The following is a 15,982-nucleotide window of genomic DNA, read 5'->3' as shown; positions in this document are numbered from 1 at the left end:
TATGAAAAAGCAGGACGGAATACATCCGCCCCACTTTTTCGGGAGTGTGAAGTTTGAAAAAAGCTTAAGTTTTGTCAAATATGCTTAAAATGCATATTCCATGCCTACCAGGAAGGAACGACCGGGAGCACGCCACCATTGTCCGTCAGGATCTGCGCTCCAGTTATAACGGGCATTAGAATGCTCTGCATAGAATTTATCAAAGATATTATTAACTTTGAAATAAATCTTCGCATTCTTATTAACATTGTAGTTCATAGATGCATCCCAAACAAAGTAGGTTGTTGCCGGGAAGAAAGCATCAGCAGCGTCTGTAGACTGAGGTCCCATACGGTCAATAACACCCTTACCGATCAGGCTGGCATTAAAGTCCTTGTTATCATAATCCAGGCCAATATCCCATGCGCCTTTCGGTACATAGCCGTCAACATTTTTCGCACGTTGAGCAGTTGCATCAATAACTGAATGTGTATAACCGACATAAGTAGAGAATTGCGGTGTAAATTGTTTCTTCAGCTGGATATCCCAACCACGCGCTTTTTCATCACCTACATTCGCATATTTAGGATATACATAACCGATTCTATTCTCAGAATAACGTTTAAAAGCATGTGCAGATAATACAAAGGTATCATCAAATTTATGGTTAATGCCTATTTCCTTAGTATTACCGGTTTCCGGCTTGATATTCGGATTGCCGTATGCTGCACTGTAAAGGTTGCTTGGAGAAGGCGGAATAAAATACTCGCTGTAGCTTACATAGACATTAGTTCTGTCTTTATTAAAGGTATAACCCAGGTTAGCACTGGGAGTAGTGTGCTTGCCAAAGCCGGAGTTATTATCATGACGCACGCCGGCAGTCAGCTTCAGCTGGTCGGTAATATCAAACTGATCCTGCAGGAAGAAGGCTCTATTCATCATCTTCTTGCCGTTAAATGTAATAACCTTATCATGGCTGAACTCAAAGCCTGCAGTCAGTAAATGATTACCTAACTGTGTAGACAGCTGGTCAGTAATACGTTTAGTATTTGTTTTGGTCTTGTAACCATTAAAATCAGTATCATTATCAAGATTTACGAAAGACAAAACATTTGTCGTATTGCCGTCAAAATCACTGTTCAAAATAAATTTATAGTTTTGATTGTCTACTTTACCATTCTTCAAAGCAGGCTCCCACAAAGCAGTATATTTATAATCTGCTTTATAGGAATCATAAGTAGCTGTCAGCTCATGCTTATCGCTCAGTTTTTTAGTGATTTTGAAATTAGTGCTGGTAGACTTGGAAGAAGACGGAGTAGTTACACCATTGCCATCTTTGAAATCGCCACTAAGGTTTCTGCTTACGTTAGCATCCCATGACCAGTCTTTTTCTCTGCCGGACTGACCCATATAGTAATTGGTTACGCTATTGCTGCCGCCGTCTACACGGAAATAAGTAGAAATTTTTTCCGGTTTTTTGGTAATAATATTGATAACGCCGCCCTTAGCATCGGAACCGTAAAGAGTAGAAGCAGAACCCTTCAGAACCTCAATACGTTCAACATTATCCATGTTTTTGAGCATTACCGCAGAAACACGATTGCTTACATTGTTAATCTTAACGCCATCTACCAAAACAACGATTTCGTCAGCACCATTAATTTTCAGAGCATTACTGTTATCATAGCCGGCAGGAGCGTAGTTACCGATATAGACACCGGGAACCATGCGCAATGCTTCAGATAAATCACTATAATGTCTTTCCTTAATTTCCTTGCTTGTAATAACACTGACGTTGGCATTTGCTTTAAATGCTTCTACCGGAGTTCTTGTTGCCGTAACAACCATCGTATCCAAAAAATATTCCGGAGTGTTTTCAGCAGCAAACGCTGTTGTACCCCATACTACACTTGTACTCATAAGTGCAGACATCAATACCGCGTTACTCAATACCTTGACCTTGTTCATTGTTGATTTTCAATCCTTTCATAATCATCGGTTTACTTTTTGTTCCCGTACAAACACAGCTAGTCTTTCATAGTCCTGTGCTATCTATTGAAACATGAATTATCATAAACGATATAGCAATCATATAGTCAAGTATTTTTATTTTATTATTTTTCTTTCTAAGACTCATTCCGCTTTTATATTAAAAAGCAGGACAGAATAAATCCGTCCTGCCTGGCATTGCATACTACATTATTATTTTCTCACATATCTCTGCTTGGAGCTTTTAGGCTTATCTGGCAGCGTCAAAGCAATTTTGCCGTCATCAATCAACGGCTGCACAATTTTCGACATGGAATAATAGCGCGAAAAGCCCAGAAAAGCAATAATCTCTTGTCTGGAGCGCGGCACTGCGCAGAATGCCAACAATCGTTCTTCAACGCTGTCCGCCTGATTGCTACTATATTGCACCTGCTCCTCATGTACAGCGCCAACGCCAGAAGCAGGCATATCATACACCTGGGCAATTTTACTCTTAAAGGTAACTACAAACTCGCCATGACGTACAGCAAAAACCGGCGGCGGCAGCTGTGCCTTTTCCAGCTCGTGATAAATAGTCGGAATGCCGCTGTAACGGTTTTCGGTAACATGCAGCAGCTCCAAAATATTCGCCAGCGCACTGTTGCGCGTATCCGGCCGCACCTTGCCCAAAGCATCAAGCGTCAGCTTGCCATACAAGCCACCACTGGAAATAAGCTCCAGACGATTACGATATATTTCCAAACGCACAGGCACGTTTTCCGAGTGAATACTATAATCCCGGTGCACCAAAGCATTAAGAATCGCCTCACGCACTGCCTTTAAAGGATACTCATCTCTGTCTGCACGCTTGCCCTTATCATCAATAATCGTACTGTGACGACTGTTGCGGTTCACAAAATCAACTGCCTCGTCCACCATTTCATCTATCGTTCCTGTAATCCGCTCGTTATCAATAAAGCGCTCGCCCTGCAAGCCGGGCTCGCCCATTTCATTCCCCGGCAAAGCAACGGCCGTAATGCATAGCTGCGGAAACGCTCCCTGCGGGTATTTAGAAAAGCACAGCTCGCCCGCTAACGTCGGCTGTCCGTTTACCGTAACACCCATCAGCTCCAGGATTTCTTCGTCACTGACATGCTTAGCAAGATTTTTGCGGTCCTTTTTGACTGCCTGCAAAAACGCTGCTAGCTTTTCTTCATCAAAAAAGCTTCTGCGTGCACCCGTTGCTTCGCGAATATCGTCGCGAATGCGTTTGCGAAAGGCATCATAGCTGTAAATCTCATATTCACTCATTGGCTCATCGGCATCACCCACACGGATATAAGCGCCTTTTAATCTGCCTGTACCACGATAAAAACAAGGCCTTTCCGCAACATCTATCCCCGGAATCTCTACCGAAACTACAACCTTGTCATCAATTTCGCAAACAGTAAATAAAGCACGCACGCAAGGTGACATCTGATTACACTGTTCCGTTACCTTTTTCTGCAAATCCTGCGCATCATAAACGCCGACAACCTCAAAGCCTTTGCTTTCATCTATGCCGAACACGATAACGCCACCCTCGTCCTGATTAGCAAAACTCGACAATGTATCGTATAAACGTGTAGGACAGCCCTTATTAGCAGATTTAAGTTCTACTGTTTGCATTTCGCATTGCAGGCGTTGTATCTTGTCAACAAGCTTGCGTAAGTCTTCAGTTTGCATACTTTTTCTTCCTTTCCGTTGCTATTTATCTATAGTTTAACAACTATTTGTCAACTAGTCAATAAGTTTGGCAACTATTTTGGCAACTGTTGCAAAAAAAAGTCGGCAAGCAGCATTTCACCGCTCACCGACGTCATTGATAATTTTATTCACTATATACAGCGTCCGCCAAATCCTCTACAGCGTTGACAATGTACTGCGACACGCACAATACATGCTTAGCCGGCACCGTATAAACCTTTCTGTTTTTCACAGCATCCGTTGTCAGATAGCCGGGATTATTCAACAGATCTTCCTCCATCTGCTTCGGATCATGCTGGCCGTCATAATTCCAGCCTGCGAGTAAAAATACCTCCGGGTTAAGCTGAACAACTGCCTCCTGATTAACTATGCCGGGCTTATCATAATGCAGCTCCTCCAAAGCATTGCGAACCTGTGCATATCTGCAGACATCGTTAAACGAAGCCTCCGGACTGTAGTAAGCACCGTTGCTGCGCATAAAAACTATACGCTTCTGTTTTTCCTTAGGGATTTTGCCTATTTTATCCTGCACCTTCTTCAGATGCTCGTCCATAGCGGTAACCATCATGTCACCGCGTTCCTTTTCGCCAACGGCCTCGCCCAGAAAGCGTATACACTGACGCACATCTTCCATACTCTTGGGAGTTTTATAAACATAAACCTGCAAATTCATGTCGCGCAGCGACTGAATAACCTCCGGCTTAACAAAATCCGGTATCAATATCAAATCAGGGTGCAGCGCCATAATGGCTTCCGAGCTTTGCCCATCCACTCTGCTGCCCACACTCTGCGCCCGCTCAACAATGTTGGAAATCCCCGGGTCGTCCACCAGACGTGAAAAGGCAGCAATGCGGCTGCTTGGTACAAGGTCAATGAGGATTTCATCCGTGCTTATAGACATAGATATAATGCGCTGGGGTTTTTCTTTAAAACACAGCTTATGCCCCTGCGAATCTGTAACGGTATAGGCAGCAGTGCTGTTCGATTTCTGCGCAGCTTCTCTGCTGCAGCCTACAACTATTAAAAGCAGGCTCAGGCACAGCAGCAGCGATGTTATTATCTTGTGATATTTTTGTTTTTGCATATTTTCTTCATCCTTTTTTTCCTCAGTATAGCTATTATAGCACGAACAACAGCTTTCGCCATAAGCAAGTTATAGCAGTTTGGCATATGAAAAAGGCAGAACAGATTTTGCTCTGCTCCGCCTTTCTCCAAGGAGTTAAGTGTATATGAATAAGGTTAGGGGCTGATTAGAAGGTGTATTCTACGCCGACTTGGAAGTTACGTCCCGGTGCAGGATACCAGTTGGAGCTGGAATCGAGAGGAGTCATATTATAGCATTGATCGGTATACAGCTTATTAAAGATGTTGTTTACTTTAAAGAATGCTTTAATATTATCTGTAGCTTTATAGTTTACATTCAAATCGCACAGCCAGAAGGATTTAAAGCTGTCAGGAACGGTACTTTGAGTTACCATACGGCCAGGACGTTTTACAATAGCTTTAGCAAACATATTTACATTCAGTTTATCTAAAGTATAATCTGCACCGATTTTCCATTCACCTCTAGGAATATAGCCATCACGGTTGCTGTTTTTCTTTGCAGTTTCCGGAGCTATATCAATATGCGTGTAATTTACATAGGAAGAAAATTTATCACTAAATTTCTTATTTAAGCCAAAATTCCAACCATAGGTATTCTCGCTAGCAATATTAGCATAATGACCTGTTGCACCATTGTAAGCAATCATATTAGAAGCCTTTGTTTTAAAGTAGCTCAATGTTGCGGTAAAGTCATTACCAAGCTGTTGCTTAATACCGATTTCCTTGGTATTACCATCTGCTGCTTTTAATGACGGATCACCATATTTAGAATACAATTCCGCAATTTTAGGTGCAACAAAAAACTCTTTGTAAGACGCATATACATTGGTTTTATTATTATCATAGCCAATAGTCACGCTCTTAGAAGTATTGCTGCCGAACTGAGAAGTTTTAGTATATCTCAAACCGGGAGTAATATTGAAGAATTTAGCAAACTTGAATTCATTTTGAATAAAGAATGCCTTGTTATCAATGCTTTTTCCGCTAAATTTATTAGAACCGCCAGAAGCAGAATAATCATTAACAGTATCCTTATAATAATCATAGCCGGCAATCAATGTATTATTATCAACTTTATAGGTCAACTGGTCGGTAAAGCCAACAGTTTTTAAGTCCATCAGCCAAATGCTTTTTGGCTTATTATAGCTGTCATTAAGGTTATTAGTATTGCGATAAATAACCATACTGTTGCTTAATTCATCTGTCAGTTTTTGCTGCCATGCTAAGGATAATTTATCAATATCCTTTTTACCTTTATTTCTGTCGGCAAGCTGTGGTAATAAACCGCCTTGTGCTGGTCTTTCATAATCGGATTTATATTTGTTATATTTTAATGTAACATCAGCATTATCACCAAATTTATGACCTAAAGTCAGCTTATAATCCTTGCTGTCAACTTTGTGAGAAATCTTATCCCCATCAGCATCTTTGAAATCTTTCGCCAAGTTTTTCTGAGCAGCAACCATCCAATAGGTTCCGTCTACATTACCTTGGTTCATGAATCTGTATGTCTGACGATTATAGCTGCCACCAATTGCACTTATAGAAGTACGTACACCATTCTCTGTTTGTTTTCTTGTAATAATGTTAATTACACCGCCAACTGCATCGGCACCATACAGCGTAGAAGCAGAACCCTTGAGTATTTCTATTCTTTCTACAGTATCCAGGTTTGCATATTCCGACGGAGATAAAGCACCAGATGTAGAACCATTAACATTAGCACGCATACCATCTACTAAAACTACTAAGTTAGAGGAACCATTAATATACAATCTGTTAGAGGAATAGTTTTCACCGGTAACACCATAATTTTGTAAGGTTACACCCGGTACATCCTTTAATGCATCACCTAAGTCAGTATAATGCTTTTTCTCTAAATCCTCACGTGTAATAACTGTAATATCAGCTTGCGTATCAAATGCCTTTTGTTCAACTCTAGTTGCTGTTACAACCATTGTATCAAGCGCATATTCTTGAACCTCATCAGCATAAACAGCTGATGCACTACCCAAAAGCAGTGTCAAAAGCACTGCACTGCTCAATCCCTTAACAACCTTCATTTATTCGCACATCCTTTACTCATACTTTTCGCAGATAATCCTTTAGGCTAACATAATTTATCTGCAATTCATTTTCATCAAATAACGTATACGAGTATAAACTATATACTGTTCATATAGTCAAGAAAAAATTACTCTCCCCGTTCTTCCAACTCGCCCTCCATTGACAAAAACAGCTCCTGCAAGGCCTGCTTCGTTTCCGGATTAGCCTGCCACATACCACGCTGCTCCGCCTCCAGCAAAACTTCTGTAATACGGTGCAGCGCCCACGGATTTACCTCCTGCATCCATTGCTGCATATCCTTATCCAAGGCATACTTGGCCGCATATTTTTCATACATCCAGTCTTCCATGATATCGCTGGTTGCATCCCACTGATAGCTTACCGCAACATATGTCGCCAAATCACCGGCGCCCTTATAGCCATGCTTTTTCATGCCTGCTATATATTTGGGATTCATCGCCTCTCCGCGGAACCAGCGCTTCAGCTCTTCTGTAAGACTGCGCAGCTGTACCTTGCTTCTGTCAGAGCTGTCGCTGACATAATTTCGCGGCATACTTCCCTTATAGCTTCGAACCGCTGCAATCATACCACCGCGATAATTATTATAATCATCACCGCTGAGCATCGAAGATTCCCTGTGGTCAACATTTTGCACCGTAATATCTATCTGCGCCATACGCTTTTTAAAGACCTCCGGCATATATGTGCCTTCACTGCCCTTACCATAAGCATGTGCGCCCCATCTGGTATATACTGCGGCAATATCATCAATCGTTTCCCAATTTTTCGCTTCTAAAACAGCGCCTGTACCTGCTCCATGTGCTCCCGGAGGATCGCCGAACACACGATACGATGCCTGTCTCCAGGCCGCCTGCTTATCCAAGCCTGATTTTTCCAGCTCGCCTGCTTCCTCCAGTACATGCTTACGCACAAAGTTCAGCTCAGTCGGCTCATCCAACGATGCTATTCTCTGCGCAGCATCATCCAGCCAGATGACACTTCCGGGCATACTGTCCCTAAAGAGACCGCTGATGCGTCCTGTTACGTCTACACGCGGACGCTGCAGCTCCTCCAAAGGAATAACCTCCAAATCAATAACACGTTGGCTTCCCGGCTGCCATACAGGGCGCAAGCCCATCAGATATAAAAATTCGGCAACGCATTGTCCGTGATTACGCAAATTACTCGTAGCCCACAAAATTATACCGACGCTTTCCGGATAACGTCCTTCTTCTTCAATAAATCTGCCGATAACATCCTCTGCCATCTGCTTACCAATTTCCCAAGCAGGCTTCGTCGGCAGGCAGCGCGGGTCGATACTGTAAAAATTGCGTCCCGTAGGCAGCAAATCAGCGCCACCGCTTGTAGGCGCACCGCTGGGACAAGGGTCAATATATTTGCCGTTTAATGCGTTTAAAGTATTTTCCTGCTCCAATGTAGTCAAAAGCAGACTGGGCGCAATATGCTCGCAGATATACGTCACAGATTGCAGCAGCTTATCCCGCATTTCCCCTTGTAAGTCCTTCGCCCAGGATAAGGTAAATACTTCTTCAATTTTAGCAGCATCGAAGGAATTCTTTTGCAAAATCAAGATAGCTTCTCTTGCCTGCTCGCGTATTTTGTCCAAAAGCATACCATAGGTCATGCTGCCATCAGCCAGCATCTGCTCGCTGTGCTCCATCAGCTCATAGTAATCATGCCCATGCATAGCAGCAAGGTTTTTCATCAACGACGGCACCTTGCCGTTATCCAGCTTCGTCAATGCCAGCAGATATTCTAGCAGCTCTTCTCCCTCCGGAGGCACACCCAAAACATGCAGGCCTGTACTTATCTGCATATTCTTTAAATCCGTAATAAAGTTGTGCAGCTTGCCGATATAATCATCAAAATTCTCTGCTTCGCTTTCCGGAACATCCTCATCAAGATTGCACTCTGCAGCTTTACTGCGAATCATTTCCTTGATGCTGTCCATACCCGCGGCGGCAGCATCATCATTTTTAAAATGACAATATTCCTCCAACAGATTTTCCAAATCAGCTAGTTCTTCGTAAGTACCGGAAACACTCATCGGCGCAGACAAATAGCTTATCAGGCAGGCAGCACTGCGGCGTTTTGCCTGAATGCCTTCACCGGTACAGGTAATCCAATAGGGATAGATGTTAGGGATATCACCTGTACAGATATCCGGATAGCAGGCATTGCTCATAGCATTGCCCTTTCCCGGCAGCCACTCCAAATTTCCGTGCGTTCCTACGTGAATCATGGCATCCGCGCCCCAGATATCACGCAGCCAGTGATAAAAGCCAAGATAATGATGTGTCGGTGCGCAATCCGGCGAATGGTATATCTTTCCTGGGTCATCACCAAAGCCGCGCGGAGGCTGAACCGTAATAAAAATATTGCCGTTGAGCATACCGGGAACAATCAGCACGTCGCCGTAACGGAAAACATCACCTGGCGCTTCGCCCCAGTCACGCAAAAGCTGCTCCTGTGTTTTTGCCGGAAGCTGCTCATAAAAGCTTTTATAGTCCAGCTTTTCCAGCTTACCATCAGCTGTTTCCAATAACGCCTCCGAAATGAAGCGTCTGTCATTGGTAGCATGTGCCGTAATATCATTTACAAAGGCCTGACTGTCTGTCGGTATATTATCCAGCCTGTAGCCCTGCTTTTGCATTTCCTCCAGCAGCAGGCGTACGCTTTCAATCGAATCCAGACTGGCAGCGCTGCCGATATTGGAATTGGTCGGCGGATAATTATGAAAAACTATCGCTATTTTTTTATCACAAGGCTTTTTATAACGCAACGTTGCAAGCTTGCGCGCCTTTCTTGCCAGCATATCAATGCGGTCTGCAAGCGGCATGCGGTAATGTGTACCGTCCTCACGTTTCTCATTGGTGGAAACCGGCACAGAATGCAGAGCTCCGTCAAATTCAGGCATGCACACAGCATAGGAAACCTCATTAGGTGTCAGTCCGACCATGCTCTGCTGCCACCATTTATAAGGCATATATGTATTTACTATCTGCAGCACAGGAACTCCCAGCTGCTGCAAATCCCGCAGCTTTAAAAAGCCTGTTACTGTCAACGAAAAAACAAACGGATTTATCAGCACGTCAATACAAGGTCGGCCGTTTTTATAGAAAAACCTTTCAAATGCTGTTGCCAGGCTGACAGCACCGGTCTTTTCATTCGGCATCGTAGTACTGAACACAGCAATAACATTACAATTTTGTGCTTCCACTGCCCGGATAATCTCATTTTGATAAGCAAGCCGTTGCCAAAGCCAATCCTCACGCGAAAAAATAAAGCCCACGGTAGGCTTGCTGCTGTCATAATGTTTTGCCAGATATTCATCAAGCTCAACAAACTCATGCTTAAATTCAGGATGATAGATTCCGCACCAGGGCAGCTGTTCCGGCAGCTTATAAGCTGCCTTTTGCTGTGTAAAGGCAGCAACAAGATATAAGCACAGATTCTGATAATTCTTCAGACCACCACAGGCCAGATATTGCTTCAGCAGGCTCTTTTGCTCCTCCTGCAGGCCATAATCCATCTTATCATCACCGGGGTCAATGATATCAAAAAGATGGCACAGCTTCTTCTGTTGTAAAAAGGCAGAGGCTTTTTTCAGATAATCACAGCTCAGGCCTGTTCCCATCCAAGTGCAAAAGAAAAAGCCTGCTCCCTGCAGCTTTTGCTTCCAATAGCCGTTCCACTGCTCACTGTCGTTGATTTGGATTACTTCTACAGCATTGCTGATTTCTTTGTCCTCTATGGTATTTAAAGCATCACGCATACCAACATAATGGGGTTCCATGTTGGTCACAAAAATAATTTCTGCCATCTCCCTGCTCCTCTCAGCTTACTTAAAATATTCAGGATACACCAGATTATCAATAGCCAAAACACTGTCGGCAACATATTGGCTCACACAATACATATCCTGGCCGGACAGCGTTACCAGATTTTTATTTTGAATTGCTTTGACGCTTTGTAAAGACTGGTCATTGAGTAATTCCTTTTCTGTTTCCAGTGTATGAGTAGGAGCACCGTTCCATCCCGGCATAATAATGACATCAGGATTGCACTGAACAATAAATTCCTTGGAAACTGTGGTATTCTGCCCTGTCTGCAATTGCTCCATACAATTATCAACCTGCGCATATCTGCAGATATCGGCAAAAAGCGAGCCTTTAGTACCGATCACACCATGACCTGACATCACAACAACCTTTTTCTGCTGTTTGATGTCAGCAGCCTTGATAACAGCTTGTGCCTTGGCGATTTTAGCATCATATTCCTTAATCACAGCTTCTCCCTGCTGCTTAGCATCCACAACATCGGCAATCTCGCGAACAGCTTTTTTTATATCTGCCACTGTATACGGTGTTTTATAAACATATACGCTAATTCCCATATCGCGGATAGTCTGAATGCAGTCAGGTGTCCACCAGTCGCCCAAAATGACAAGGTCGGGCTTTAAGGCCATGATACGCTCTACACTTGGCGTGCCCTTAATACGCTCTTTAACCGCCTTGCTTTTTTCCACAACATGCGAAATTCCTGCATCGTCGCAAAGATAGCTGACAGAAGCAATTCGCTCCGGCTCCACCAAGCCAAGTAAAATTTCATCACAGCTGATGGAAAAGGAAACTATCCGCATAGGATGTGCAGGTACCTTTACCTCATAGCCCTTGGCGTCCTTAACAACTCTCGTTCCACTGCCTTCCGGCTTATCATTGCCGCACCCCAGGCAGGAGCAGCATGCTATAATTACACAAATAAAAAATACTGCTAGTTTTTTCACTGTTATTCACCTTAAATATCTGTCAAATTTATTGTTACAAATTCTGTAGACAAAACTTGTTTCTTTTCTTCATCAAAATCTATGATCAGCACTGCCTCGCGTCCTTCATAAGTAAAAAGTACTTCACCATTGCAAATAACAGCACTTTGCGCACGGCTGCAGTCCATGCCTTCCGTACCCGTCTGATTACAGATAAGCACAGGAATACCGTTAGCTGAACGGCTCAAACGCTTCCACGCCTCCTCCGGCGGTCCTGCATGTCCTCCCGGCGGCCAGGCAGCAACAACTACAGCAAGCTCTGCTCCCTGCTCGGCAATTTTTTCTCCGTGCTCAGCAAAATATGCATCCGCACAGACCATAACACCGGTATTAATACCTTCTAAATTCCAAACCTCAAATTTTTCTCCGGGATGTGCCCAGTTTTCCGTTATCCATGGCACAACCTTCGTTTTATCGTGACGATTATAATAGGTTCCGTCCGGCGAAATAATTGCACAGCTGTTACGCGGCGTTTTTTCGTCGACAAAACCACAGCCCAAAAACAACCTTTGCTTGTAGTGCCTGCAAGCCTCCATAAACTCCTGTAAAAGCTTATTTTTCAGCGAAGCAAGCTGAAACTGCTTATCGCTGCGCATCATATAATAACCCTGCAACGCCATTTCCGGCGTCAGTACCCAGCTTGCGCCATACTGTGCCGCCAGCTTCATCCCCTGTAAAATTTTCTTCGCATTATCCGCTTGCGGTCCGCAGCAATATGCAAAATGCAAAAAAGCTATTTTCAAATTCAAGCCCCCTCTCCGAAAACGTCTGTATATAGGTGTGGTGGCATAAGCGTTATGTATGCCTATGCCACCACTGGTGTATGAGAAAAAAGATTAAGCTCTTAGAAGGTGTATTCTACACCTGCAACAAAGTTACGGCCCGGTTGTGAATACCAGCCATCGCCGCCAGGATTACGCATATCATAAGTCATATCCGTATACATGCGGTCAAAGATGTTGTTCAGCTTAAAGAATACATTCATGCCTTTAACAGGCTTATAGTTCAAAGCAAGATTTGCAGTCCAGATGCTCTTATAGGTATCTAAAACCTGCGCCACATTAGATTTACTGCCGGGACGGTCTACGATACCTTTAATATTCAGGCTGCCGTTAAATTTAGTATCGTCATAATTAAATGTCAAATCATATTGACCTTTAGGAATGTAGCCATTGCGGTTAGGATTAACAGCTGCAGAGGCTGCCGGAATATATGTATGTGTATACGCAGCAGTAGCGCTGAAGTGATCATCAAAAGCTTTAGTCAGCTGAACATCCCAGCCCTTAATCGTTTCTGCACCTGCATTGTAATACTTCCAGGTAACATTATTGAAGCCGATAAGATTATCGGAATCAGTACGGAAATAATGTGCGGAGAAGGTAGTCTTGTCATCAATACGTGTATTAAGACCAATTTCCTTGGTTTCGCCCTCTTCCGGATTTAGCTTTTCACTGCCATAGAACGGGTTGTACAGCTCATACATATACGGAGCGCGGAAAAATTCCTTGTAAGATACATACATGTTGGTCAGATCATTAAATTTATAGGAAAGCACGCCGCTGCCTGTGGTCTTGTTGCCATACTCGGAATGCTTGGAGAAGCGCACACCGGGAGTAAAGCCCCAAGCGCCAAACTGCATCTGATCCTGAATAAAGAAAGCCTTGTTATCTACAGTACCGGTCATGTTAGGCGTATACTGATCCTGATATTTGTTCATAGCATCTTTATAGTAATCATAACCACCGATAATGGTATGATTACCGTTTGCGTATGTCAGCTGATCCGAGAAACCCCAGGTTTTTTCGCGCATCAGCCAAAGAGAAGCCGGATGGTTCGTGTCATCATCCAGGTCTGATGTACGGGAGAAATATGTCAGTCTGTTGCTCAGCTTATCGTTGAATTTATAATCAAAAGCAACAGTATATTTTGTATTGTCTTTTTTACCATCAGTCATACCGCCGGTAAAAACAGTCGGTCCCATCATGGACGAAGCTGTTTCCGGTCTGCCGTAATCCAGCTTGTAGCGAGAATAAGAAACATTAATATCAGCTTTATCGTCAAATTTTTGGCCCAGCTTTACGCCATAGCTCTTGCTGTCGATTTTGTTGGGAGTGGAATTGCCATGACCATCCTTATAGTTATCCATTTTATCGGTCTGACCGTTAACAGTCCAATAGAAGCCGCCTTTAGTCATACCTTCATTGTAAACATTATAGGTTTTCTTGCCATAGCTGCCCCAAGCGCCGGAAATTTTTGTAGTAGCGCCGCCGGCTTTAGGCTTACGGGTAATAATATTGATTACGCCACCGACAGCATCACTGCCGTAAAGGGTAGAAGCGGAGCCCTTCAGCACCTCAATACGTTCAATATTATCCATATTGCTTACTTCGGAAGGCTGAAATACGCTAAATGTAGAACCATTGGTGTTAGCTCTCTGTCCGTCTACCAGAACAAGAACATGGCTGGTACCGTTAACATATAAGTAGTCGGCAGAATAGTTAGCACCGGTAGCGCTGTAGTTTTGGATAGCAACACCGGGAACAGCACGCAGTGCGTCACTTACCGTCTGATAATGCTTTTCTTCAATATCCTTGCGTGTAACGACATTTACGTTAGCATTCGCTTCAAAATTGCTTTCTTCCAATCTGCTGGCAGTAACAACCATTTGGTCAAGGTTAAATTCGCCTATTTTTTCTTCGGCAAATACACCTTGTGCGCTTCCGGCACAAATACCGGTTATCAGCATGCACATCAATAATCCTTTAGAACCTTTCTTCACAAATAACACCTCATCTTCAAATTCAACAGAGCAGCTCTTGACAAAAACTACGACAAGCATTTTAATTATATATAGAATTCAAAGTCTAATTGCTCTGTTTATCATTAAGAATTCTAAGGTATATACCCATAGTATAGTCAAGCGGTTTTCCAAGAATAGGTGAAGTTATGAATAAATTAGCAGAAAAATATTTCTCCATAGGAGAGTTTGCCTCTCTTTTCAAGCTTTCTAAGCAAACGTTGTTCTATTACGAACGTAATAATATCCTTAAGCCGTCTTATATTGACGAAAACGGCTATCGTTATTACTCATTAGAGCAATATTTTATTTTTGATATTATAATCAACATGCGTAAACTGGGAATCCCCCTGAAAGAAATTGCCGATTATATCCAAAACAGGGATGTTAATGCCTTGCAGCTTTTTTACAAACGCAAACAAACAGAATACCAGGTACAGATTGATATTATGCAACGCAACATTGCTAATCTGCAGACAAAAATCAATCACCTTGAAAAAATTAAAAATGTTACTACTGATAAGATTACTTTGGAAGAGCAAGCCGAAGAATATTATATAGCAACACCTTTCTCTATCCCGAAAAGCTCCCTTAAAGAAAAAATAAAGTTGGTTGCCAAACATAACTACCCTTTCGCCAGCAGCGAATTGTTAAACGAATATCTGATGGGATATATCCTGCCTAAGGACGCTCTGCAGCAAGGCAATTTTTTAGCAATGTCACATCTTTATACCCGTATATCCCATCCTGATGAATACACCGACGTGCAAATAAAAAAAGCAGGCCTATACGCCTCCATTTATACTCCCAACGGTTTCCATACACAATACGAATACTCTTTCAAAAAGCTTTTGGCATTCATTGAACGCAACGCTTTAACAATAGTCGACGATGTGTATATTGAACAATTAAGGAATTATTGGTCTACTGCTGATTATACAAAATATATTGTAAAAATAATGATACCTGTAGATTATCTCTAAAAAACAAGCCCCTAAAGTAATCATCGTATTACTTTAGGGGCTTATTCGTCATTATTTTGCTTCGCTTAACACTTTTTGAAACAGCTCGTGCACTTCTTTATCGGATTTTCCTTCCGCCATAGCAGCTTTGGCCTGTTCGACGGCATTTTTATAATTTTTGTGCGCTGCATCATCAGGAAGATTATCGATATCATAATTCATGACACTATTGAAAATCTCATGAATTTCTTCTACTGATTTGCCTGCAGCTTTTGCAGCCTCAACATGCTTCATGGCCATTTTATAGCGATAGCCTGCGTGGGGTGTATTAGGTAAAACATATTCCGGGTGTGACATATCTTATCCTCTCCTCTGTATTTATTTTTTGGACAAGTATATTCTACGGTATATACTCATAGTAGAGTAAAGCACTTTTTTCATAAAACTATTTTGGATAATATTGAGCCAAAATCGCGAAAAGCAAAGCCTCTCTTTTCTCCCCCAACTTCACTA

10 protein-coding genes are annotated in these 15,982 nt (G+C 42.7%); 1 reads left to right on the top strand and 9 read right to left on the bottom strand.

The window, feature by feature from the left end; genetic code table 11:
* Window positions 1–84 precede the first annotated feature (84 nt).
* From KAH19_RS09145 to KAH19_RS09110, 8 genes are all read right to left on the bottom strand, one after another.
* Entirely contained in the window at window positions 85–1,899 is a 1,815-nt protein-coding gene (locus KAH19_RS09145; protein ID WP_210684340.1) for a TonB-dependent siderophore receptor, read from the bottom strand.
* A gap of 282 nt (window positions 1,900–2,181) precedes the next feature.
* Window positions 2,182–3,672, bottom strand: coding sequence for an ATP-binding protein (locus tag KAH19_RS09140; RefSeq protein ID WP_210684339.1), 1,491 nt, complete (start codon window positions 3,670–3,672; stop codon window positions 2,182–2,184).
* A 145-nt stretch (window positions 3,673–3,817) separates the two neighbouring features.
* On the bottom strand, window positions 3,818–4,777 hold the full coding sequence (locus KAH19_RS09135) for an ABC transporter substrate-binding protein (protein WP_210684338.1): 960 nt from the start codon (window positions 4,775–4,777) through the stop codon (window positions 3,818–3,820).
* A 166-nt stretch (window positions 4,778–4,943) separates the two neighbouring features.
* The gene (locus KAH19_RS09130; protein ID WP_210684337.1) at window positions 4,944–6,860 is read right to left on the bottom strand and encodes a TonB-dependent siderophore receptor; all 1,917 of its coding nucleotides are present in this window, start codon (window positions 6,858–6,860) and stop codon (window positions 4,944–4,946) included.
* 131 nt (window positions 6,861–6,991) lie between these two features.
* Complete coding sequence (gene cobN / locus KAH19_RS09125) at window positions 6,992–10,708, bottom strand: cobaltochelatase subunit CobN (RefSeq protein WP_210684336.1); 3,717 nt, start codon at window positions 10,706–10,708, stop codon at window positions 6,992–6,994.
* Window positions 10,709–10,726: 18 nt separating this feature from the next.
* Window positions 10,727–11,671 (bottom strand): ABC transporter substrate-binding protein, encoded by a 945-nt coding sequence (locus KAH19_RS09120; protein ID WP_210684335.1) that lies wholly within the window; start codon window positions 11,669–11,671, stop codon window positions 10,727–10,729.
* Window positions 11,672–11,682: 11 nt separating this feature from the next.
* Window positions 11,683–12,453 carry a carbon-nitrogen hydrolase family protein gene (locus tag KAH19_RS09115; protein WP_210684334.1) on the bottom strand — a complete coding sequence of 257 codons (771 nt, stop codon included), beginning with the start codon at window positions 12,451–12,453 and terminating at the stop codon, window positions 11,683–11,685.
* Between the two features lie 101 nt (window positions 12,454–12,554).
* On the bottom strand, window positions 12,555–14,489 hold the full coding sequence (locus KAH19_RS09110; RefSeq protein WP_210684333.1) for a TonB-dependent siderophore receptor: 1,935 nt from the start codon (window positions 14,487–14,489) through the stop codon (window positions 12,555–12,557).
* Between the two features lie 167 nt (window positions 14,490–14,656).
* Here KAH19_RS09110 and KAH19_RS09105 point away from each other — a divergent pair, with 167 nt between their 5' ends.
* On the top strand, window positions 14,657–15,490 hold the full coding sequence (locus KAH19_RS09105) for a MerR family transcriptional regulator (RefSeq protein WP_210684332.1): 834 nt from the start codon (window positions 14,657–14,659) through the stop codon (window positions 15,488–15,490).
* A 51-nt stretch (window positions 15,491–15,541) separates the two neighbouring features.
* On the opposite strand, the gene KAH19_RS09100 is transcribed toward KAH19_RS09105, so the two are convergent.
* On the bottom strand, window positions 15,542–15,826 hold the full coding sequence (locus tag KAH19_RS09100; protein WP_210684331.1) for a hypothetical protein: 285 nt from the start codon (window positions 15,824–15,826) through the stop codon (window positions 15,542–15,544).
* Between the last annotated feature and the right edge of the window lie 156 nt (window positions 15,827–15,982).

Source organism: Phascolarctobacterium sp. Marseille-Q4147 (assembly GCF_017968825.1).
GTDB lineage: Bacteria > Bacillota > Negativicutes > Acidaminococcales > Acidaminococcaceae > Phascolarctobacterium_A.
Note: the sequence above shows the minus strand (reverse complement) of the source record. Positions and strands in the feature narration are given on the sequence as shown.